This is a genomic window from Gordonia sp. NPDC003425, assembly GCF_053588635.1.
Genome location: NZ_JBSFQI010000016.1, coordinates 16,489 through 37,649 on the forward strand (window position 1 = coordinate 16,489; position 21,161 = coordinate 37,649).

The 21,161-nt window shown below is 68.5% G+C and carries 21 protein-coding genes; 9 read left to right on the forward strand and 12 right to left on the reverse strand.

All coding sequences use genetic code 11. The annotated features are described in order from the left end of the window. Window positions 1-3: 3 nt before the first annotated feature. Window positions 4-1,974 (reverse strand): 1-deoxy-D-xylulose-5-phosphate synthase, encoded by a 1,971-nt coding sequence (gene dxs, locus ACWDTD_RS16840; protein WP_449748274.1) that lies wholly within the window; start codon window positions 1,972-1,974, stop codon window positions 4-6. A gap of 110 nt (window positions 1,975-2,084) precedes the next feature. Between dxs and ACWDTD_RS16845 the strand changes: the two genes are divergently transcribed. After that, window positions 2,085-3,572, forward strand: coding sequence for an amidase family protein (locus ACWDTD_RS16845; RefSeq protein ID WP_449748275.1), 1,488 nt, complete (start codon window positions 2,085-2,087; stop codon window positions 3,570-3,572). Here ACWDTD_RS16845 and ACWDTD_RS16850 read toward each other — a convergent pair whose 3' ends face one another. Both ACWDTD_RS16850 and ACWDTD_RS16855 read right to left on the reverse strand, forming a co-directional pair. Then, the gene (locus ACWDTD_RS16850; RefSeq protein WP_449748352.1) at window positions 3,573-4,841 is read right to left on the reverse strand and encodes a class I SAM-dependent RNA methyltransferase; all 1,269 of its coding nucleotides are present in this window, start codon (window positions 4,839-4,841) and stop codon (window positions 3,573-3,575) included. It lies immediately after the preceding gene. A gap of 97 nt (window positions 4,842-4,938) precedes the next feature. After that, the gene (locus ACWDTD_RS16855; protein WP_449748276.1) at window positions 4,939-6,936 is read right to left on the reverse strand and encodes an APC family permease; all 1,998 of its coding nucleotides are present in this window, start codon (window positions 6,934-6,936) and stop codon (window positions 4,939-4,941) included. A gap of 193 nt (window positions 6,937-7,129) precedes the next feature. Here ACWDTD_RS16855 and ACWDTD_RS16860 point away from each other — a divergent pair, with 193 nt between their 5' ends. Next, a complete protein-coding gene (locus ACWDTD_RS16860; protein ID WP_449748277.1) occupies window positions 7,130-7,795 on the forward strand; it encodes a potassium channel family protein in 666 nt (221 codons plus the stop codon). A gap of 25 nt (window positions 7,796-7,820) precedes the next feature. After that, window positions 7,821-8,483 carry a potassium channel family protein gene (locus ACWDTD_RS16865; RefSeq protein WP_449748278.1) on the forward strand — a complete coding sequence of 221 codons (663 nt, stop codon included), beginning with the start codon at window positions 7,821-7,823 and terminating at the stop codon, window positions 8,481-8,483. Window positions 8,484-8,510: 27 nt separating this feature from the next. On the opposite strand, the gene ACWDTD_RS16870 is transcribed toward ACWDTD_RS16865, so the two are convergent. Both ACWDTD_RS16870 and ACWDTD_RS16875 read right to left on the reverse strand, forming a co-directional pair. Beyond that, a complete protein-coding gene (locus tag ACWDTD_RS16870; protein WP_449748279.1) occupies window positions 8,511-9,158 on the reverse strand; it encodes a DUF3159 domain-containing protein in 648 nt (215 codons plus the stop codon). After that, entirely contained in the window at window positions 9,139-9,516 is a 378-nt protein-coding gene (locus tag ACWDTD_RS16875; protein WP_449748280.1) for an OB-fold nucleic acid binding domain-containing protein, read from the reverse strand. Before ACWDTD_RS16875 ends, ACWDTD_RS16870 begins: the two co-directional genes overlap by 20 nt. Before the next feature lie 149 nt (window positions 9,517-9,665). Between ACWDTD_RS16875 and ACWDTD_RS16880 the strand changes: the two genes are divergently transcribed. Then, complete coding sequence (locus ACWDTD_RS16880; protein ID WP_449748281.1) at window positions 9,666-10,433, forward strand: alpha/beta hydrolase; 768 nt, start codon at window positions 9,666-9,668, stop codon at window positions 10,431-10,433. Here the strand turns inward: ACWDTD_RS16880 and ACWDTD_RS16885 are convergent. Next, complete coding sequence (locus ACWDTD_RS16885; protein WP_449748282.1) at window positions 10,389-11,405, reverse strand: DUF3710 domain-containing protein; 1,017 nt, start codon at window positions 11,403-11,405, stop codon at window positions 10,389-10,391. The genes ACWDTD_RS16880 and ACWDTD_RS16885 overlap by 45 nt on opposite strands. After that, entirely contained in the window at window positions 11,405-11,920 is a 516-nt protein-coding gene (gene dut, locus ACWDTD_RS16890) for a dUTP diphosphatase (RefSeq protein ID WP_449748283.1), read from the reverse strand. The genes ACWDTD_RS16885 and dut overlap by 1 nt, the downstream gene beginning before the upstream one ends. 22 nt (window positions 11,921-11,942) lie before the next feature. Here dut and ACWDTD_RS16895 point away from each other — a divergent pair, with 22 nt between their 5' ends. After that, a complete protein-coding gene (locus tag ACWDTD_RS16895) occupies window positions 11,943-12,479 on the forward strand; it encodes a DUF3093 domain-containing protein (RefSeq protein ID WP_449748284.1) in 537 nt (178 codons plus the stop codon). A gap of 10 nt (window positions 12,480-12,489) precedes the next feature. On the opposite strand, the gene ACWDTD_RS16900 is transcribed toward ACWDTD_RS16895, so the two are convergent. Beyond that, window positions 12,490-12,789 carry a DUF4193 domain-containing protein gene (locus tag ACWDTD_RS16900; RefSeq protein WP_449748285.1) on the reverse strand — a complete coding sequence of 100 codons (300 nt, stop codon included), beginning with the start codon at window positions 12,787-12,789 and terminating at the stop codon, window positions 12,490-12,492. Between the two features lie 414 nt (window positions 12,790-13,203). Between ACWDTD_RS16900 and cei the strand changes: the two genes are divergently transcribed. Next, window positions 13,204-13,923, forward strand: a complete 720-nt coding sequence (gene cei, locus ACWDTD_RS16905) for an envelope integrity protein Cei (protein WP_449748286.1) — start codon at window positions 13,204-13,206, stop codon at window positions 13,921-13,923. Between the two features lie 47 nt (window positions 13,924-13,970). Here the strand turns inward: cei and ACWDTD_RS16910 are convergent, their stop codons facing one another. Continuing rightward, window positions 13,971-14,867: an inositol monophosphatase family protein gene (locus tag ACWDTD_RS16910; protein ID WP_449748353.1), complete on the reverse strand. Its 897-nt coding sequence runs from the start codon at window positions 14,865-14,867 to the stop codon at window positions 13,971-13,973. A gap of 168 nt (window positions 14,868-15,035) precedes the next feature. On the opposite strand from ACWDTD_RS16910, the gene ppgK reads away from it, so the two are divergent. Together ppgK and ACWDTD_RS16920 are read left to right on the forward strand one after the other, a co-directional pair. Beyond that, window positions 15,036-15,824, forward strand: coding sequence for a polyphosphate--glucose phosphotransferase (gene ppgK, locus ACWDTD_RS16915; RefSeq protein ID WP_449748287.1), 789 nt, complete (start codon window positions 15,036-15,038; stop codon window positions 15,822-15,824). A gap of 79 nt (window positions 15,825-15,903) precedes the next feature. Continuing rightward, a complete protein-coding gene (locus ACWDTD_RS16920) occupies window positions 15,904-17,484 on the forward strand; it encodes an RNA polymerase sigma factor (RefSeq protein WP_449748288.1) in 1,581 nt (526 codons plus the stop codon). A gap of 103 nt (window positions 17,485-17,587) precedes the next feature. Here the strand turns inward: ACWDTD_RS16920 and ACWDTD_RS16925 are convergent, their stop codons facing one another. After that, window positions 17,588-18,166 carry a methyltransferase family protein gene (locus ACWDTD_RS16925; RefSeq protein ID WP_449748289.1) on the reverse strand — a complete coding sequence of 193 codons (579 nt, stop codon included), beginning with the start codon at window positions 18,164-18,166 and terminating at the stop codon, window positions 17,588-17,590. Further along, window positions 18,163-18,819, reverse strand: coding sequence for a PadR family transcriptional regulator (locus ACWDTD_RS16930; RefSeq protein WP_449748290.1), 657 nt, complete (start codon window positions 18,817-18,819; stop codon window positions 18,163-18,165). Before ACWDTD_RS16930 ends, ACWDTD_RS16925 begins: the two co-directional genes overlap by 4 nt. 306 nt (window positions 18,820-19,125) lie before the next feature. Here ACWDTD_RS16930 and ACWDTD_RS16935 point away from each other — a divergent pair, with 306 nt between their 5' ends. After that, window positions 19,126-19,332 carry a DUF7455 domain-containing protein gene (locus ACWDTD_RS16935; RefSeq protein WP_449748291.1) on the forward strand — a complete coding sequence of 69 codons (207 nt, stop codon included), beginning with the start codon at window positions 19,126-19,128 and terminating at the stop codon, window positions 19,330-19,332. Window positions 19,333-19,406: 74 nt separating this feature from the next. On the opposite strand, the gene ACWDTD_RS16940 is transcribed toward ACWDTD_RS16935, so the two are convergent. Then, window positions 19,407-21,128, reverse strand: coding sequence for a DEAD/DEAH box helicase (locus ACWDTD_RS16940; RefSeq protein WP_449748292.1), 1,722 nt, complete (start codon window positions 21,126-21,128; stop codon window positions 19,407-19,409). Window positions 21,129-21,161 lie beyond the last annotated feature (33 nt).

Sequence of the window (21,161 nt, forward strand, 5' to 3'; positions counted from 1 at the left end):
GACCTACTCGGTGGCGCCCTCGGTGTCGCCGGCCTTCAGCTCTCTTGCACGCGCATCGAATTCGGCTCGTTCGAGTTCCGGGGCGGTCTGCATGCCGGCCACCGTCGCGGTGATCGACCGGGCCAGATCCTGAGCCGTCAGCCCCAGATCGGAGAGGATCTCACCACGGGAGGCGTGTTCGATGAAGCGTTGCGGAATTCCGCGGACCTGCACCGGCACATGGACATCCGACTGGGCGAGGGCAGCGCTCACGGCCGCGCCCACACCACCGCTCACACATCCGTCCTCGAGCGTCACCACCAGCCGGTGGCGACGCGCCAGGTCGATCACCGATTCCGGCACCGGCAGCACCCACCGCGGGTCCACCACGGTGGCGTCGATGCCCTGCCGGCCCAGACGGTCGGCGGTGTCGACGGCCAGCGCGCAGAACGCGCCCACCGCCACGATCAGCACGTCACCGGACGCCTCACCCACACCGGGAGCCGAGCGGCGTAACACATCGGCACCGTCGGCAAGGCGCTCGACGGCCCGGATATCCTCGGGCACAGCACCTTTGGAGAATCGCAGGGCGGTGGGTCCGTCGTCGACGGCGAGTGCCTCGTCGAATTCCTCACGTAGGCGCATCGCGTCGCGCGGCGCGGCCACCCGCAGACCGGGCACCATCGCCATCAGCGACAGATCCCACATGCCGTGGTGGCTGGGGCCGTCGGGACCGGTGATGCCCGAACGGTCGAGCACCAGGGTGACCGGCTGTTCGAGCAGCGCCACATCCATCATCAGCTGGTCGAAGGCGCGATTGAGGAATGTCGAGTAGATCGCCACCACCGGATGCATGCCGCCGAGGGCAAGGCCCGCCGCAGACGTGAGTGCGTGCTGCTCGGCGATGCCGACGTCGAACATGCGCTCGGGAAACTTCTCGCCGAACGCACTCAACCCGGTGGGTCCGGGCATCGCCGCGGTGATCGCCACCACGTCGGAGCGCACCGATCCGGCCTCGACGAGCGCGGACGAGAACACCGAGGTCCAGTCCTGCGGGGCCACCGACTTCGCGCGTCCCGTCTTGGGGTCGATCACGCCGGTGGCGTGCATCTGGTCGGCGGCATGGTTCTCGGCATGGATGTAGCCGTTTCCCTTGCGGGTGACGGTGTGCACGATCACCGGTCCCCCGAAGGCGCGGGCCTGGCGCAGTGCCGCCTCGAGCGCACCGATGTCGTGGCCGTCGACCGGACCCACATATTTGAGGCCGAGGTCGGTGAACATCGCCTGCGGCGCGAGGAGATCCTTCATGCCGCTCTTCATGCCGTGCAGCACCGCATACGCCGACGGTCCGACGACCGGGACGTGCTGGACCATCCGGCGGCCCTCGTCGAGGAACCGCTCGTATCCCGGCTGCAGACGCAGGCCCGACAGGTGGCGGGCCAGCCCACCGATGGTGGGGGCATAGGAGCGGCCGTTGTCGTTGACCACGATCACCACCGGCCGGTCGGCGTCGGCGATGTTGTTCATCGCCTCCCAGCACATGCCACCGGTGAGCGCCCCGTCGCCGACCACCGCGACCACGGTGCGGTCCTGCCCGGTGAGCGCGAACGACTTGGCCAGACCGTCGGCGTAGGACAGCGCCGCCGACGCGTGCGAGGACTCGACCCAGTCGTGCTCACTCTCGGCGCGTTCCTGATAACCGGTGAGCCCGCCGCGCTGACGCAGGTGGTCGAATCCGGCAGCCCGGCCGGTGACGATCTTGTGCACGTAGCTCTGGTGCCCGGTGTCGAAGATCACTGGATCGGTGGGTGAATCGAAGACGCGATGAACCGCGAGAGTCAGTTCGACAACCCCGAGATTGGGTCCGAGGTGGCCGCCGGTCGCCGACACCTTGTCGATGAGGAACTCCCGGATCTCGAGGGCCAGATCGTCGAGTTCCTGCTCTGACAGGGACTTCAGATCGGCCGGAGACGAGATCTGCTCGAGAAGACCCATCGAGTTCCTCCATACCCAGTGTGCGGACGCGTGGCTGTCGCGACCGTGTCCGTCCAGTGTACGGATCGGGGCACCTCTCACCGGCCCGCCGGCCGCCGTAGGTTGATGGGATGACCGGATTCGACGCCACCGCCGCACACCCACTGCCGGGCGGCCAGCCGCCACCCGGGGTGACCGAGATCGCCCGCCGTATCGCCGCCGGCGAGATCTCGTCCGCGGACGTCGTCGACGACGTTCTCGTGGCGATCGAGCGGCACGATCCGCAGCTGAACGCTTTCATCCGGGTGTTCGCCGACAGTGCGCGAGCCGACGCCGCCCGACTCGACGCCGCCGCGGCGGCAGGCCAAGTACACGGGCCGTTGCACGGGGTGCCGATCGCGGTGAAGGACGAGAACGACACCGCCGGTGACGTCACCACCTTCGGTGGGCGTGCGTTCACCACGCCCGCTGCTGCCGACAGCGAGATCGTGACCCGCCTGCGGCGTGCCGGTGCGATCATCGTCGGCAAGACCGCCATGCCCGAGTTCGGGATCTGGCCGTTCACCGAATCACGTGTGTTCGGTCTCACCCGCAATCCGTGGACCGCTCCGGGCGAGCCGTCGCGATCACCCGCCGGATCGAGCGGGGGCAGCGCGGCCGCGGTGTCCGCCGGGCTGGTGCCCGCGGCCATCGGCGGCGACGGCGGCGGTTCCATCCGACTGCCGTCGGCCTGGTGCGGTCTGTTCGGCCTCAAGCTCGGCCGCGGCCGGATCAGTTCCGCACCGCACGCCGCGCTGTGGCGCAGCCTGGGCACGCTGGGACCGCTGACCCGGTCGGTGGCCGACGCCGCCCTGATCTACGACGCCATCGCGGGTACGGTGCCCGGCGACCGGTGGCGTGACCCGTCACCGCTGCCCGACCTCACCGCAGCAGCCGCCGTCGATCCGCCGACGTTGCGGATCGGGATGGCACCGAACGCTCCCGGCTTCGGAAATCCGTCACCGAGCGCCGCGGTGCTCGCGGCACTCGCCAACACCGCCGACACCTTGCGTGGCCTCGGCCATGACGTCGTCGACATCGATCCCGGGTATCCGATGATCTCGCTGGAGTTCGTGATGGAGATGCTGGGCGGGGTCCGCGACGAGGCGGCCGAAGCCGACCGGCCCGACCTGCTCGAGGCGCGAACCAGGCGGGTGGTCCGCCTCGGTGCACTGGTCGACGGGCCGCGCCGGACGCGGTGGGCGCAGCGACGCCTGGCCCGCGCCGCGAGTGCGTACAACGATCACCTCTTCGGCCCAGCCGACCACGGGCCGCACCTCGATCTGCTGCTCACCCCGACCATCGGTACGACCGCGCCGATCGCCGGGCGGCTCGATTCGGCGTCGGTGCTGCGCGCGGCGGTCGCCGCGCTGCCGGTATCCGCGTACACGTCGATCTGGAACGCGCTGGGCAACCCGGCGGCCTCGCTGCCCGCCGGGTTCGACGCGGCCGATCTGCCCATCGGTGTGCAGCTCGTCGCGGCCCCCGGCCGCGAGGACCTGGTGGTGGCGCTGGCCGCCCAACTCGAGCGTGCCGACCCGCGTCACCGCGTGCGGATACCGCAGGCCTACGCCCGCTGATCAGCGGGCACGGGTCAGGCAGGCGATCGCCTCGACGTGGTGGGTCAGTGGAAAGGCGTCGAAGGCCCGCAGGTCGGTGATCGCGTATCCCCGCTCGGCGAACAATGCCAGGTCCCGGGCGAATCGTGCCGCGTCGCATCCGACGTGGATCACCACCGTCGGGTCGGCGGCGGTGATCCGATCGATCACGCGGGCTCCGGCGCCGGTCCGCGGTGGGTCGAGCACCACGACATCGGGTGCCGGTAGCCCGGGCACGATGTCGGCGACCTCGCCCTGATGTGTGTGCAGGCGCGGGTCGTCGGCGAACACGCCGGCTGCCGCGGCGAGTGCCGCGGTGTCGGAGTCGACGAGGTGGACGGCCGTGGCGCCGGTGTGATCGGCGAGCGCGCCGGCGAAGATCCCGGCACCGCCGTACAGATCCCAGCACACCGCCGGATCGGGGCACGCCGAACCGAGCACGAAGTCGGCGACGGTCTGCGCGTACACCTCGGGTGCGTTTCGATGGGCCTGCCAGAATCCGGTGACCGGTATCGACCACACCCGCTCGCCCACCTGATGCTGCGCGAGCTCGGTGCCGTCGAGTACGCGAAGTGACCGCGGTGCATCGCGGCTGCGGCGCCGCCGCTGGGCGTCACGCCGGCGGTCGGTGCCTTTCCGGCCGCGTTGCACAGGTGCGTGGACCGGGGCCAGCTCGGCCAGATGACGACCGCCCGAGCGGTCGGCCACCGCGACGAGTTCGGCGCCGGGCGTGAACCGCCGGTCGCCCAGATCGTCGACGAGCCCGGGAAGGGGCTGCACGCACACCGAATCGGTGACGAGTGCCGAGCCGTGCCGGTGTCGCAGACCGGCACGGCCGTCGGCGTCCACGGCCAACCGGGTGCGGATCCGCCAGCCGGTGGCCGGGGCGCCGAGCGATCGCAGTCCTTCGCCGCCCATCCACCCGTCGACCATGTCCGCGGACAGACCACCCACCCGCACCAGGACGTCGCCGAGCGACGCCGCCTTGAGACCGCGGGCTGCCGACGGCTCGATGAACGCGAGGTCACAGCACCCCGCGCCACGCGCCGCGGCCGGACAGATCGACTCCACCCGACTGGCCGCGGGCGCGATCACCTCGACGGTCTCGGCGCGCCAGAAGGCGTCGCGGCGCGTATCGGTGATCTGCGCGACCACGGTTTCGCCGGGGATCGCGCCGCGCACGAACACCACGCGGCCGTCGGCCGCGCGGGCCACCGCCTCTCCCCCGTTGGCCAGACGATCGGGCCGCAGTTCGACGACCGGGCCGGCAGCGGCGTCCGGGCCGGCAGCGGCGTCCGGGCCGGTGGCAGCGGCGTCGGGACCGCGCGCCTTGTCGGGACCGGCCACCTCAGCCCAGCGCCCGCCGGGTCTCGCCGGGCGCGTTGTACTCGAGATCGGCCTTGCGCCGATCCGACGAACTGAGCTGCCACGGCACCGAGGTCACCATCACCCCCGGCTCGAAGAGCAGCCGCGTCTTGAGCCGCAGCGCGGACTGGTTGTGCAGGATCTGCTCCCACCAGTGACCCACCACGTACTCGGGGATGAACACCGTGATCACGTCCCGCGGATGTTCGCGACGCACGCGGCGCACGTATTCGATGACGGGGCGGGTGATCTCGCGGTAGGGAGACGCGATCACCTTCAGCGGCACGGAGATGTCGCTCTCCTCCCACTGCGACACGAGGATGCGGGTGTCGCGGTCGTCGACGTTGACGGTGATCGCCTCGAGCACGTCAGGCCGCGTGGCGCGGGCGTAGAGAAGCGCGCGTTTGGCGGCGAGGTGCAGCGTGGACACCAGGACGATCGAGTGGGTGCGGCTCGGCAGCACCGACTCGGAGTCCTCCTCGACCCGCTCGAGTTCGGCCTGCACCGAGGCGTAGTGGTGATGGATGAGTTTCATCAACACGAACAGGATCACCATCGCCAGGATGGCGATCCAGGCTCCCGCGGTGAACTTGGTGATCAGCACCACCACCAGCACCGAGGCGGTCATCACCAAGCCGACGCTGTTGATCACCCGGGACTGTTTCATCCGGCGCCGCGCGCTCGGATCGGTCTCGGTGCGCAGCAGCCGGGTCCAGTGACGCACCATGCCCGTCTGGCTCAGCGTGAAGGACACGAACACACCCACGATGTAGAGCTGGATGAGTGCGGTCACCGCACCACCGAACGCGACGATGAACGCGATGGCCGCCAACGCGAGGAAGATGATGCCGTTGCTGAAGGCGAGGCGGTCACCACGGGTGTGCAGCTGCCGCGGCAGGTACCGATCCTGCGCCAGCACCGAACCGAGCACCGGAAAGCCGTTGAATGCGGTGTTCGCGGCGAGCATGAGGATCAGGGCGGTGGCCACCGCGACGAAGAAGAAGCCGATCGGGAAGCCGTCGAAGACGGCGTGCGCCAGCTGGGCGATCATCGCCTTCTGCTGATACCCCGGCGGAGCGCCGATCAGGTCCTGCGACGGGTCCATCACGTACTTCGCACCGATCTTCTCCGCGAGGGTCACGATCCCGAGCAGCAACACGATGGCGATCGACCCGAGCAGCAGAAGTGTGGTGGCCGCGTTGCGCGACTTGGGTTTCTGGAACGCCGGCACCCCGTTGCTGATCGCCTCCACCCCGGTCAGCGCCGCGCATCCCGAGGAGAACGCACGGGCGATGAGAAAGACGAACGCGATACCGACCAGGTGATTGTTCTCGGCGTGGATGCCGAACCCGGCGGTCTCGGCCTGCACGTCTCGACCCAGGATGAAGATCTCGACGTATCCCCAGATCAACATGACCAGCACGCCGAAGATGAAAGCGTAGGTGGGGATGGCCAGCACGCTGCCCGATTCTTTGATCCCGCGCAGGTTGACCGCGGCGAGCAGGACGATGGCCGCGACGCAGAACCACACCCGGTGATGCTCGACGAACGGGATCGCCGAGCCGATGTTCTCGGCGGCCGACGAGATCGACACCGCCACGGTGAGCACGTAATCCACCAGCAGCGCGCTGCCGACCGTGAGTCCGGCGGTGGGACCGAGGTTGACAGTGGCCACCTCGTAGTCACCACCACCGGAGGGGTACGCGTGGACGTTCTGCCGGTAACTGGCCACCACCACCGCCATCACGATGGCCACCGCGACGGCGATCCACGGCGCCATGGTCATCGCGCTCAGTCCGGCGACCGACAGGACGAGAAAGATCTCCTGCGGCGCATACGCCACCGACGACATCGCGTCGGAGGCGAAGACGGGGAGTGCGATGCGTTTCGGCAACAGGGTGTGGCCGAGTTTGTCGCTCCGGAACGGCCTGCCCAGCAGCAGTCGTTTGGTGGCGACCGACGCCTTCGACACGGTAGACACCACGCAACACTAAGACCTCGGTGCATCGAAGGCCACCACGACCCTCGGCGAGCGCGCCTGCTCCCGGATACATCACCCAATTCGCGGTCGGCGTGCCGCACCACCACTGCGCCGGGTAGGTTCAGATCGCGCGGCCCCGTCGCGACGGATGTCGCCGCGGCCGGACCGGTCACAACGCAGAGAAGGGCTCGGTGTGCGGGTAGTCATCATGGGATGCGGGCGCGTGGGATCGTCGCTGGCGATGGCCATGCAGAAGCGCGGTCACCAGGTGGTGATCATCGACCGCAATGCCACCGCCTTCGAGCGTCTGCCCGACACCTTCACCGGCGAGACCGTCGTCGGTGTCGGCTTCGACCGTGAGGTGCTCACCCGCGCGGGCATCGACAAGGCCGATGCGTTCGCCGCGGTGTCGTCGGGCGACAACTCCAACATCATCGCCGCACGGGTCGCGCGAGAGACCTTCGACGTCGAGCGGGTGGTTGCGCGAATCTACGATGCCCGGCGCGCGGAGGTCTACGAACGGCTGGGTATCCCGACGGTCGCGACGGTGCCGTGGACCACCGAACGCTTCGTCTCGGCGCTCGGCGAGACGTCGACCACCACCGAATGGCGCGACCCGTCGGGCACCATCGCGATCGCCCAACTCGAACTGCACGAGTCGTGGATCGGGGTCACCTCGGTGAAGTTCCAGGAGCTTACCGGCGCCCGGCTCGCCTTTCTCAGCCGTGTCGGCCGAGCGATCCTTCCGGAAGCGAAAACCGTTCTGCAACAGGATGACATCGTATTCGCGGCAGTTCGGCTCGACGACCTCGCGCGGGTGCGGGCAGAGGTGGCCGCACCCGCGAAACTCGACGACTGACCCGACGGTCCACGGAGGAGACAACATGAAAGTCGCGATCGCAGGCGCGGGCGCGGTGGGCCGGTCGATCGCCCGCGAACTCATCGCGGCCGGTCACGAGGTGACGCTCTTCGAACGTCTGCCCGCTCACCTGGACACCGAGTCGGTGCCCGGCGCCGCCTGGCTGCTGGCCGACGCGTGCGAGCTGACCAATCTCGAGAAGGCGCAACTGCAGTTGTTCGACGTGATGATCGCGGCGACCGGCGACGACAAGGCCAACCTGGTGGTCAGCCTGCTCGCGAAGACCGAGTTCGCGGTCAGCCGTGTCGTTGCGCGCGTCAACGATCCGCGTAACGAATGGCTCTTCGGTGAGGAGTGGGGTGTCGACGTCGCGGTGTCGACGCCGCGCCTGTTGGCCTCGCTCGTCGAGGAAGCCGTGTCTGTCGGTGATCTGGTGCGCCTGATGACCTTTCGTCAGGGACAGGCGAATCTCGTGGAACTCACGCTGCCCGCCGACACCCCGCTGGCGGGTAAGCCCGTCCACAAACTTGATCTGCCGCGCGACGCGGCCCTGGTGGCCATCCTGCGTGGCGGGCGGGTGATCGTGCCGCAACGCGACGACCCCATCGAAGGTGGCGACGAACTCGTCTTCATCGCCCCCGCCGAGACGGAATCCGCTCTGCACGAGGCGATGCGGATGGCCGGCTGAGCGACTCCCACACCAGGGAGATCAGTGCTATGTCTGCGGTTGCTCGTCGCGGCCGGCCCGCCGAACCAGCAGCACGGTGACCAGCACCGAGATCGCGGTCAGCGGCCAGCCCATGCCGATGCGGGTCGCCGCCAGCCACCCGGTGGCACCGTCGTCGTAGAGCGACGACTGTGCCAGGTAGCGCGCCAGGAAGACCAGTGCCCAGAACGCGGTCGCGACGTCGTAGGCGATGAGCGTGCGCCGATGCCGTCGCCACTGTGTCCCGGTTCCGTTGATCAGATTCCACGCGACGCCGACAATCGGCCAGCGGACCGCGATGGACACCGCGAAAACTCCCGCGTAGACCAGCGCGGTCCAGATGCCGAACAGGAAGTAGCCTTTGGCGTCCCCGACACGGTGGGCGATGAACACGCACAGCGCGACGCCGAGTAGCCCCGACACCGCAGGAGTGAGGGGTTCACGTCGACCCAGTCGGATCCCGAACACCACCAGCGCCGCCGCGAGCGCGCCCACCGTGGCCACCTGAAGGCCCCACGCGGCATTCATCGGGACGAAGACGATCACCGGAATGGTGGAGTAGATCAGTCCGGCGACACCGCCGATCTGGTCGAGAACCGTGGCCGGCGCCGCGGCACCGGACCGGTCGTCGGAGGGGTCAGTCGTCTCCGTCGCCATGCAGTTCGTAGTAGGGGTTGTAGATCACCTTGACGCCGTCGTGCTCGCCGACGCGACCGCGAACGGTGATCTTGCGGCCCGGCTCGATCCCAGGTATCCGGTTGCGGCCGAGCCATTTGAGGAAGACGATGTCGCTGCCGTCGAAGAACTCCGCCTTGACGCCGCTCTTCGCCGCGCGCGAGCAGGTCTCCACGGACCTGAGTTCGCCGTGCATGGTCACCTCGTCCCCGCGACAACACTCCACCGCGCGTTGCGCGCCGGTGGCCGCGGACTGCTCGGCGATCTTCTCCGCGTCGGCTTCGCCGAGGTCTTCGGTGAGGCGCCGTGTGAGCCGTTTGAGATATCCCGCTGTAGGCATCACAACCTCCAAGTACGAAATCGGTGGTCACATCGCGGTGTGCACATCTACTGGGCTTTCAGAGCACGCCGCGTGGGGCACAGCGGAGCGCGTAATCGTCAGCGTAGACCTCTGTACTCGTAGCACACAACGCGAGGCATGATCGATTCATGCCCGCAAAGGACACCGGCCACACGGCAGCGCCGACGGCCCTGATCGCTGTGCCCGGAACGGGTTCCGACGCCGACTACGTCGTTCGCGCCTTCGGTCCGGCGGCCCGGATGCTGGGCGTGGAACTCATCGCCCCCGACCCTACCGACGACCTGGTCAACGGCTACCTTCGGCACTTCGATCACGCGGCCGCCACCCACCGTCGCGTATTGGTCGGCGGCGTGTCGATCGGCGCGGCCGTGGCGCTCAGGTGGGCACTGGGACCCGCCGGCGCCTCACGGTGCGCCGGTGTGCTCGCGGCGCTGCCCGCGTGGAGCGGCGACCCGGACAGTTCACCGGCCGCGACGTCGGCCCGGCTGACCGCCGAATCGCTGCGCGACAACGGATTGTCGGCGACGGTCGGCGCGATGGCCGCCGACTCTCCGAAGTGGCTCGCGGCCGAGCTCACACGGTCGTGGCGTGCGCTCTATCCCGGCCTGATCGACCAGCTTTTCGCCGCCGCCGCCCACACCGCGCCCGACCTCGCGGACATCGCCGCACTGCGCGCGCCCCTCGCCGTCACCGCGGCCGTCGACGACCCGCTGCATCCCTATTCGGTGGCCGAGCAGTGGTGCGCGGCCGCGCCGCGCGCCGACCTGACCGCGGTGCGGCTGGCCGAGTGGGGTGCCGATCCGTCGCTGTTGGGCACTTCGTGCGCGCGAGGGTGGCTGCGGATAACCGGCTCAGCGGCGACGCCGACGGAATCGCTGCATCGCCGAGCCCGATGAACGCGGCTGCAGGTCGTCGTCGGCGGCGCCCGGTTCGTCGGCGGGATCGGTGGCCGGCACGTCATCGGTCACCGGGACCCGCGACTGATCGTCGGTGACCACCACCGCCTGCTCGAGCTGGTCGAGCGCGCCGCCGGGAATCCGGTTGTCTGTGGTGTCGAACGATTCGGCGTCGCCGCCCGACGGATCGGATGCCCAAGGATCTGACGCGGAGGTATCGGACGTGGAGGTATCGGACGTGGGGGTATCAGACGCGGAGGTATCAGACACCGAAGGATCAGACGCGTAAGCACCGGCGCCAGAAGGATCGGCGTCGATCTGATCGGCATCGGGCGGGGGAACGAAGCCGGGCGGCACCTGCGCACCCTGTGCGGCCATCTGGGCGAACATCTGTTGCTGCGCGGCCGCGACCTGCTCCGCCAGGACCGGCGGCAGGACGATCGGCAGCATCTCGCGCGGTGGCACCGGCTCGGCGCCGCGCCGGATCACCGACTCGGCGAGCACCGCGCGCGCGAGTTGGGCAAGTTCGGTGGCCGACTCGGTGGGCCCGCTGGCCACGCATCGCACCATCCAACGCGGACCGTCGACCCCGATGAACCGGTGCACACCGCCGGGGACCTCCGCGACGATCTCGCGTCCCCAGTGACCGTCCTCGACGCTGGTCGTGGCACCGTCGTTGCGCAGGGATTCCACCAGTTCGCGCACCACCTCGCGCCAGAGTCCGGGCGATTTCGGTGCGGCGAACGCCGTCACACTGATCCGTCCGTGGGGGGTGACGAGGTAGACGGCCTCCGGCTGGTGGTCGGCGCTCATCTCCACCGTCACCTGTCCGCCCTCGACCACGGGAACCAGCACCGAGCCCAGATCGAGGTGCGAGTTCTCCAGATCCTCGGCCGGGGTGTCGAGCGCCGCGATGTCGTAGGGTCCGGCCGCCTGGCCGATCCGCAGTACCGACTCGTCTTCGCGTGCCATCAGTTCAGGTTCTCCTCACGGGCTGACGGGTCCTCGCTCCCGAGTATGGCGTGACCCCCGCTCGATCCGTAACCACCCACGCCGCGACTGGTGTCGTCGAGTTCGTCGACCTCGACGATGTCGGGCAGTTCGACGCGTTGCACGACCAGCTGGGCGATCCGGTCGCCGCGTGCGATGGAGATCGTCTCCGCCGGGTCCAGGTTGACCAGGCACACCTTGATCTCGCCGCGATATCCGGCGTCGATGGTGCCGGGGGTGTTCACGATGGACAGACCCGCACGTGCGGCGAGCCCGGATCGTGGGTGGACCAGCCCGACCGTGCCCACCGGCAGTGCGATCGCGATGCCGGTGCCCACCACCTGCCGGCGACCGGGCAGGAGTTCGAGATCGATGGTCGAACACAGATCCACCCCGGCATCGCCGGGGTGGGCGCGGGTGGGCAACGGGATTCCGGCGTCGAGACGCCGCACGCGCAGCGATACGGCCGTGGGGTCGGGGGTGAATTCTGCGGGCACGCACGCAGACTACGCTGGCCGTGTGAGCGAACCCGAACCACCCGAGGCGGCACATTCGGCGACATCCGGGTCGTCCACGGAGTCGGCGGTCGACCGCTATACCGAGCGTTTGTGGGTTCCGTGGTGGTGGTGGCCGGCCGCCGCAGTGGTCACGGCCGTCGCCGGGTACGAGATCCAGTTGTCGGCCCACCGCGCGTCGTGGAGCTTCATCGGCTACATCGGCGTCGGCGCACTCTGTGTCTTGATGCTGTGGTCGCTGGGCCGACCGACAGTCCGGGTGACCGCCGACGGTGAGTTGCGGGCGGGAAAGGCCCGACTTCCGCGCTCGGTGATCGCCCGGGGGGCCAGTGTTCCGGCGAGCGCGAAGAGCGCGGCCCTCGGTCGCCAGCTCGATCCCGCCGCATTCCTGATGCACCATGCGTGGGTCAAGACCATGGTGCTGCTGGTGCTCGACGATCCCGACGATCCGACGCCGTACTGGCTGGTCTCGACCAGACATCCCGGCGAGGTACTCGCCGCCCTCGGCGTCGCTGACGCGACCGCCGGTGCGGGCGACTGATCGGGATCGGTCAGGCGCAGTCGACGCAGATCATCGAGTTGCCGTTCTCCCGCGCCAGTCGGCTGCGGTGGTACACGAGAAAGCAACTCGTACAGGTGAACTCGTCGGCCTGCTTGGGGATCACGCGAACCGAGAGCTCTTCGCCGGACAGGTCGGCGCCGGGGAGCTCGAACGATTCCGCGGTTTCGGATTCGTCGACGTCGACCGCCGACGACTGGGCCTCGCTGCGTCGCGCCTTGAGTTCCTCGAGCGAATCCTCGTTGAGTTCTTCGGTCTCCGTGCGTCGCGGCGCATCGTAATCAGTAGCCATTGTGTGCCTTACCTCGTTCAGTGGAGCCGACCGATCAGCTCGGCTTGTGGCCGCGCCGATCGTTGGGCGCAGTGCTCGCCGGGATTGTCTTGCCGGCGTCACGTCAACGTCGTGACCGGTGCAATTCGTTACCCGCAAACCATCGGACTTATGTGACCTTGATCACATTGAGCTGTGATCGATACACACCCGATGGCCGGCGGTGCGGAGTGCGGGCGCCCGAACAGTAGTCCATCGGGTTGCGACGGTCAACACCATGACCATCGCGATTCATTCCCGGCGGCCACGGGTCCGCCGATCTCGCTGCCGACGGCACCCCTCCGGCGCGCCGCACCGGCCTGTCGGGGGCCTGCCCCGCGAGCCTCTACAGTGGGCGCATACCGCACACGTGTGTGGAGAGGAGCGGAGTCCACGGTGGTCTCGAAGATTACGGTCGGCTACCCGACCGACGAGAAGGGTCGGCCATACCGACGACGCCGCTACCGCCCGGCGATCATCGCGGCCGTGGTTCTCGCGATCGCCGGCGTGATCGTATGGGCGGTCGCGCTCACCGACACCAACGCGGGCGCGGTTCCCACCGACTGCAACCAGCCCACGGCGGCCAGCGCCACATCCTCGGTGGCTCCGGGTGCACCGGCCGGTCCGATGCCAACGCCGACGGCCGCAGCGCCGAAACTCACCGCCGCCGACCGTGACGAGATGCTCGCGGTGCCGCCCGCTCCCCTGTCGGCATTCCAGGTACGTGTGCTCAACGCCTCCACCAAACGCGGTGCGGCACGCTCGGTCTCCGACGATCTGACCGCCCAGGGATTCAATCCGGTACCCGAGGCGCCCTACGCCGACGACACCGTCTACCCCAACCGCGACCTGAACTGCGTCGCGCAGATCCGCTTCGGTCCGGCGGGCAAGTCTGCGGCCGCCGCGGTCTGGCTGGCGATCCCCTGCGCACAACTCGTCGACGACGGGCGTCCCGGGACGTCGGTCGACGTGGCGCTCGGTGAGTACTACCAATCACTCGAGCAGTCCCAGGACACCCAGGCCGCGCTCGAGGCCCTGCGCTCGGCCGATCCCCGCAACCCCAAGGCGGGCGTCGATCCCGGACTGGTCAAGGCGGTTCACTCGCAGTCGTGTTGACCCGACCCGGTTGACCCGGTGCGGCCGCCCAACCGACCCGGCCGGGTTCAGGCGTCGGGGCCGAGCGGTCGTCGCGCACCGAACTCGTCGAGGGTCGCGATGAACTCGTCGGCTATTCCACTCGCGACGGCGATCGTGGCGTGGCCGTCGGCCGACCGTGAGTCCGGCGGCGGCGTGAGTACCACCGCGCCTGCCTCGGCCGCGATCAGACCACCTGCGGCCCAGTCCCACGGGCTCAGTCCATGCTCGAAGTGCGCGTCCACGGCACCGGAGGCAACCATGCACAGGTCGAGTGCCGCCGCACCGATCCGGCGTACATCGCGCACCCGCGGCAACAGTGCCGCGACGATGGCGCCCTGGGCCCGCCGACGCTGCGCCGCGTAGCCGAAACCGGTGGCGACCAGCGCCATGTCGAGTCGGTCGACACCGTTTGCCCGCAGCGGCGTTCTCACCCCGTCGGCGTGCATCCAGGCACCGCCACCGAGCGTGGCCGAGTACAGCACCCTCCGGGCGACGTCCACCACCGCCCCGGCCACCGACCGCCCGTGCACCTGCGCAGCCACCGACACCGCATACGCGGGGATTCCGTAGAGGAAGTTCACCGTGCCGTCGATCGGGTCGACCACCCACCGCACACCCGACGGCACCTCCACGCTGCCACCCTCCTCCTCGCCCAGGATCGCGTCGCCGGGCCGCAGTTCACCCAGACGTGAGCGGATGAGTTCCTCGCTCTCCGTGTCGGCGAGGGTCACCGGGTCGGTCGGCGTCGACTTGGCGGCCACTCCGTTGTCCACCGGGCCACCGGCCCCGAACAGTTCGGGCCGCCGGCGGCGGACATGGTCGGCGGCCGCGCTCGCCACCTCGACGGCCACCGCGCCGAGCGCGGCCACCCCCGCCGCATCCACCCCCACCGGATCGTTCGTCTGCCCGGCATCTGCCCACACGTCCCCTGAAGTCTCCACGCCTCCATCATGTCAGCCCGCGGACAGACACCCGTCAGGCAAACACTGGGCAACCGATTGCGCGGAGATCACGCACCACGGCCCCGACGTGGATAGCCTGAACAGGCACGACATCGCTACCCCGCGCCAGCACCGAGAGAGGACGCCGTCATGACCGACGAGCCCGCACCCGACACCAGCACGACGCCAACGAATCTCGGATTCGGGGTCGACGTCGGCGGATCCGGCATCAAGGGCGGGGTGGTCGATCTGGACACCGGTGAGCTGGTCGGCGAACGGTTCAAGGTGCTGACCCCGCGACCGGCCACACCCGACGCCGTCGCCGACAAGGTGGCCGAAGTGGTGGCGCACTTCGATTGGACCGGACCGGTGGGTGTCACGCTTCCCGGCGTCATCACCGACGCCACGATGCGCACGGCGGCCAACATCGACAAGTCGTGGATCGGTACGGACGTCTACAAGTTGTTCAGCGCGCACCTCGGCGATCGCGAGGTGTCGGTGCTCAACGATGCCGACGCGGCGGGCATGGCCGAGGACGCCTACGGTGCCGGGCGCGGTGTGGACGGCGTGGTGATGCTGCTGACCTTCGGTACCGGCATCGGGTCGGCGATCCTCATCAACGGCACGCTGGTACCCAACACCGAACTCGGGCACATGGTCGTCGGCAAGAAGGAGGCCGAGCACCAGGCCGCGTCGAGGATCAAGGATGAGAAGGGCTGGAGCTACGAGAAGTGGACCAAGAAGGTCAGCAAGGTACTCGAGGCCTACGAGGTGCTGTTCTGGCCGAAGCTGTTCATCGCCGGTGGCGGCATCAGCCGTAAGAGCGACAAGTGGATCCCGTTGTTGACCAACGCCACGCCGGTGGTGCCGGCCAAGCTGCTGAACACGGCGGGCATTGTCGGCGCCGCGATGGCCGAGGCCCAAGGGCTGCGGGTGTAACCCGGTTGCCGGGTTACACCGGCTTCGGCACCCCGGCTGACCTGCTGCTTGTCACATCGGCGGTGATGTTGTCGTTACAATGGTCGACACCGGTGATATGCACCGACAAGCCAACCTGATTCCAGCGGCGGTCCGCTGCGAATCTGTGTGTGTGAGATCGCGTTCGGAAAGGTTGTACGTGGCAGCCACCAAGACCCGCCAAAGCGACGCCGAGGTCGAGGAATCGACAACGTCGACAGCCCCGGCAGCCGCCAAGGAACCCGCAAAGAAGACGGCCAAGAAGGCCGCGAAGAAGGCACCCGCCCGCAAGGCGCCCGCGAAGAAGGCAGCCAAGAAGGCCAACGCACGGAAGGCGCCTGCGAAGAGCGCCGGCACCGAGCCCGACGCCGAGGTCCCCGCCGACGAGTTGGAGTCCGACGAGGCATCGATCGACGACATCGACGGCCCGGATGCCGAGCTCGACGACGTGGAACTCGACGCCGAGGACCTCGAGGTGGATGACGACGCCGAGTCCGATGACGACGCCGAGGACTCCGCCGACGACGAGGATTCGGCAGACGACGAGGATTCGGCAGACGACGAGACCGACACCACCGCGAACGCGCCGGTGGCCATCGCCGTTGTCACCACCAAGGCCGAGGAGAAGTCGAAGGACGACGCCCGCACCGCAGGTGACTTCGTCTGGGACGAGGAAGAGTCCGAGGCCCTGCGTCAGGCCCGCAAGGACGCCGAACTCACCGCGTCGGCCGACTCGGTGCGCGCCTATCTCAAGCAGATCGGCAAGGTGGCCCTGCTCAACGCGGAGGAGGAGGTGGAGCTCGCCAAACGTATCGAGGCCGGTCTCTACGCCACCGAGCGGCTGCGCCGGATCGTCGAATCGGGCGAAAAACTCAGTACCGCCCAGAAGCGCGACCTCAACTGGATCTCCCGTGACGGCAATCGCGCCAAGAATCACCTCCTGGAGGCCAACCTGCGCCTCGTGGTGTCGCTGGCCAAGCGCTACACCGGTCGCGGCATGGCGTTTCTGGACCTCATCCAGGAGGGCAACCTCGGTCTGATCCGTGCGGTCGAGAAGTTCGACTACACCAAGGGCTACAAGTTCTCCACCTACGCCACGTGGTGGATTCGGCAGGCCATCACCCGCGCCATGGCCGACCAGGCGCGCACCATCCGTATTCCGGTGCACATGGTGGAGGTCATCAACAAACTCGGACGCATCCAGCGCGAACTGCTCCAGGACCTCGGCCGCGAGCCGACGCCGGAGGAGCTCGCCAAGGAGATGGACATCACGCCGGAGAAGGTGCTGGAGATCCAGCAGTACGCGCGCGAACCCATTTCACTGGATCAGACCATCGGCGACGAGGGCGACAGCCAGCTCGGTGACTTCATCGAGGACTCCGAGGCCGTGGTCGCGGTGGACGCGGTCAGCTTCACGCTCCTGCAGGATCAGCTGCAGTCGGTTCTCGAGACGCTCTCCGAGCGCGAGGCCGGTGTGGTGCGGCTGCGGTTCGGCCTCACCGACGGTCAGCCACGCACCCTCGACGAGATCGGTCAGGTCTACGGCGTGACCCGCGAACGCATCCGCCAGATCGAGTCGAAGACGATGTCGAAGTTGCGCCACCCCAGCCGGTCTCAGGTGCTTCGGGACTACCTGGACTGATCTCCGTCGTCTGGCGCCTGGCCTGACGACAGACGTGCACCGGTTGCGTCGTTACCGCAGCGGGGCCCTTGGTCCCACCGTGGCCACTTGGTCTTCTGACCTGCTACCAGACGCCCGGCACGAGTCGGTGGCTGTGTCGTGTGTAGTCGGGCCAGGTGTCGGGAAAGGCGCGAGCAAGCATCGTCTCCTCGACCCGAATCCGGTACAGGTAGCAGGACGTGAGGACGACCGCAGCAAAGAGCCCACCGGCCCACGTCTGAAATCCGAGCGCTGCTCCGGTGAGGGTGAGAATGGTGGAGGTGTAGCCGGGGTGGCGCAGGTGCGCGTACACGCCGGTGGTCACCAGCTGTTGCCCGTCCTGGATCCGCAGCGTGCGGGTGTACGACCCGGCCAGCGACGTCATCGCGCGGACACGAAGGAACACGCCGGCGACCGCCACGGCAGCTCCCACCAAGCCGATGATGCGCCAGTTGCCGTGGAAATTGCCAACATCTCGCAGCAGCCACGGCGCCAGCAGCGCGACGACGATTCCAGCGATGACCACCGCGGTGCTGCGCCGGTCTTCCGGCGCCCCGGACCACTGCGCTGCCTGCCCGCGACCACGGGTAAACAGTTCGAGGGCTCCGTAGGCGACGAGTGCGGCTACTGACATCCAGTAGCTGACGGTCACCAACACGCTCATCGGGGTTTCTCCGTTCGATTGGAATGACTCATACGTTGGCCGGCAATTGCGCGGCGAGAGGCGCTCGAGCCTTGCTGGTCGAGCGCGGCGAGGACGTCATCGCACCAGGCGATCGACATGTCGAGGTAGTCCAACCCGAAGGTGTGCACGAAGGTCGGACCCCAGATGCCGTTCTCGTGGTCGGGGATCGAGCGGTGGGCACCGGGCACCACCTGCGCGAGCTGAGCTCTCAACTCCGCGTGGAGTGCTCGGCGCTCGAGCACGATCGCGCGGATTGCGTCTGCGCCGAGCAGGTCAGCGAACATGAGCTTGACCAGGCCCTCGTCGCGCATCGTCGGCGGCGCGGACGGCGAGCTCAGCCACGTATGGAGCGCCGTCAGGCCGGCATCGGTCAGCCGCCAGCGCTGGCGCGCCTGAGTGCCTTCCGGAGCGCCATGAGCCTCGATCAATCCAGCGTCGGACAGCGCATGCAACTGCGGATACAACTGACCGTCGCTGATCCCCCAGATCATGCCGGTCGATCGGCGAGACGCCTGGCGGATCTCGTAGCCGCTGCGCGGTGCCAGCGACAGAAACCCCAGGATCGCGCGGGCGGTGGGAGTCAGGTTCATGAGGGAAAAATACCTCTGGCAGATACACTCTGCAAGAGGCACTCTCGGAGATGCACTCTGTGAGAGCTGCTGGCAGGTGGACGCAGCGGTGTGACTGTTCTGCGTGCGGCCCCGACCGCCGCTCGACTGACGCATGTGATCCATGTCGCTGTGCGAGTAACGAGGGCGTGTAGTCGTGTTGCGGTCCGGAACACCCGTGTTAAGGGTGAGTGACGACACACCCGGCGGCGCGTCGGAACAATACCGAAGCCGAGAACGTCTGACACAGTGAGGTTGATGCATCGCCCGGATGTGTCGGCTCACGAAGGGAAGGCGACCGACAGGCGCCGGACCGGGACGGAGGAAACAATGTCTGACATCGCTACCACACCCCCGATCTCCATGCCGCTCACCGCTGCCGACCGTTGCGATCGTTGCGGCGCGGCGGCAAAGGTACGTGCCGTCCTGCCCAAGGGCGGCGAGCTTCTCTTCTGCCGCCACCACTTCAACGAGCACGAGGCACGACTGGTCGAGCTCAGCGCCACCGTCGTCGAATCGGCCGGCGAGCTGGTCTAGCGCGCATCACGAGACGTCGCCGACACCCCGGAGCCCACGCGGCCCGGGGTGTTCGCGTATCCGGGACCCGCAGTTCAGCGCCACTCCCGCAGCGCCTTGATCCGTTCCCGTAGCTGATCTGCCGTCGCCATCGCGGTGGGTGGTCCGCCGAGTTTGCCACGTAACTCGTTGTGTACGGCGCCGTGCGGCTTGCCGGTGCGGTGGTGATGCATGGCGACGAGACTGTTGAGTTCGCGACGCAGCGCGTGCAGGTTCTCTCCCGCGACGCGTGTATCGGCCACGTCGGTGACGGCCGGAGCGGCGGATGCCGCCGAACGCGTGTCCACCTGGTCCTGCTGCCGTTTACGCAGCAGCGCGCGCACCTGGTCGGCGTCGAGCAGCCCCGGCAGGCCCAGATAGTCCGACTCCTCGTCGCTGCCGGCGAATGTGGCGGTACCGAACGACGACCCGTCGAAGATCACCTGGTCGAGTTCGGCATCGGCATGCAGCGACTGGAACCCTTTCTCCTCGTCCCCCGGTTCGTCCTGCTGCTTGTTCGCATCCACGAGCAGGGCGTCGTCGAGCCCATCGGCGTCGCGATGCGGTTTGCCGAGAACATGATCGCGCTCGGCCTCCATCTGACTGGCCAGGTTGAGCAGCACCGGCACCGACGGCAGGAACACGCTGGCGGTCTCGCCGGGACGCCGGGAACGGACGAAACGTCCGATCGCCTGCGCGAAGTACAACGGTGTGGCGGCGCTCGTCGCGTACACGCCGACGGCCAGCCGCGGCACGTCCACGCCCTCGGACACCATGCGCACCGCGATCATCCATTCGTCGTCGGACGCGGCGAACTGGGCGATCCGCGACGACGACTTGGGGTCGTCGGAGAGCACCAGCACCGGCTTGCGGCCGGTGATCGACTCGAGGAGCTCGGCGTAGTCGCGGGCGACGGTCTGGTCGGTAGCGATCACCAGTCCCCCGGCGTCGGGCACCCCGTTGGCGCGCAACTGCCCCAACCGGGTGTGCGCGGCGGTGAACACCGCGGGAATCCAGTCTCCGTGGGCGTCGAGGGCGGTGCGCCACGCCCGGGCGGTCTGCTCCGCCGACAGGGGTTCACCGAGCCGCGCCGTGTACTCCTCACCGGCCGACGTCCGCCAACTCGCCTGGCCCGAATACGCCAGGAACACCACCGGCCGGACCACGCCGTCGGCGAGCGCGTCGCTGTAGCCGTAGGTGTGGTCGGCGCGCGACCGCAGCACCCCGCCCTCTTCGGGTTCGTAGGTCACGAACGGGATCGGCGAATCATCCGACCGAAACGGCGTTCCGGTCAGCGACAGCCGTCGCACCGCGTCGGAAAAGGCCTCACGAATGGCATCACCCCACGACTTCGCGTCGCCGCCGTGGTGGATCTCGTCGAGGATCACCAGGGTGCGCCTGTTCTCGGTGCGCACCCGGTGCCGTGACGGGTGCGCGGCGACCTGCGCGTAGGTCAGCGCCACCCCGTCGTAGTCGCTGCTGGTCTGCCCGGTGGAGTTGCTGAAACGGGAATCCAGCGCGATGCCGACCTTCGCCGCGGCCTGCGCCCACTGATGCTTCAGATGCTCGGTCGGGGTCACCACGGTCACCTGGTCGACGGTCCGGTCGTCGAGCAGTTCACGCGCGACCCGCAGACCGAACGTGGTCTTGCCCGCGCCGGGCGTGGCGACGGCCAGAAAATCCGTGGGACGTCGCGTCAGGTATCTGGTCAGGGCTCGCCGCTGCCATGCGCGCAGCGGCGGGGCCGAGGACACGGCAACACTGTCAGCAGAGGTCACGAAACACTTGCTCCCGACGACGTGAGGGCATGA

Excerpts from the sequence above, each read along its gene's own strand:
- dxs (WP_449748274.1), bottom strand. The coding sequence starts at position 1,974 with ATGGGTCTTCTCGAGCAGATCTCGTCTCCGGCCGATCTGAAGTCCCTG.
- ACWDTD_RS16845 (WP_449748275.1), top strand. The coding sequence starts at position 2,085 with ATGACCGGATTCGACGCCACCGCCGCACACCCACTGCCGGGCGGCCAG.
- ACWDTD_RS16865 (WP_449748278.1), top strand. The coding sequence starts at position 7,821 with ATGAAAGTCGCGATCGCAGGCGCGGGCGCGGTGGGCCGGTCGATCGCC.
- ACWDTD_RS16870 (WP_449748279.1), bottom strand. The coding sequence starts at position 9,158 with ATGGCGACGGAGACGACTGACCCCTCCGACGACCGGTCCGGTGCCGCG.
- ACWDTD_RS16875 (WP_449748280.1), bottom strand. The coding sequence starts at position 9,516 with ATGCCTACAGCGGGATATCTCAAACGGCTCACACGGCGCCTCACCGAA.
- ACWDTD_RS16880 (WP_449748281.1), top strand. The coding sequence starts at position 9,666 with ATGCCCGCAAAGGACACCGGCCACACGGCAGCGCCGACGGCCCTGATC.
- ACWDTD_RS16885 (WP_449748282.1), bottom strand. The coding sequence starts at position 11,405 with ATGGCACGCGAAGACGAGTCGGTACTGCGGATCGGCCAGGCGGCCGGA.
- ACWDTD_RS16900 (WP_449748285.1), bottom strand. The coding sequence starts at position 12,789 with ATGGCTACTGATTACGATGCGCCGCGACGCACGGAGACCGAAGAACTC.
- ppgK (WP_449748287.1), top strand. The coding sequence starts at position 15,036 with ATGACCGACGAGCCCGCACCCGACACCAGCACGACGCCAACGAATCTC.
- ACWDTD_RS16920 (WP_449748288.1), top strand. The coding sequence starts at position 15,904 with ATGGTCGACACCGGTGATATGCACCGACAAGCCAACCTGATTCCAGCG.
- ACWDTD_RS16925 (WP_449748289.1), bottom strand. The coding sequence starts at position 18,166 with ATGAGCGTGTTGGTGACCGTCAGCTACTGGATGTCAGTAGCCGCACTC.
- ACWDTD_RS16935 (WP_449748291.1), top strand. The coding sequence starts at position 19,126 with ATGTCTGACATCGCTACCACACCCCCGATCTCCATGCCGCTCACCGCT.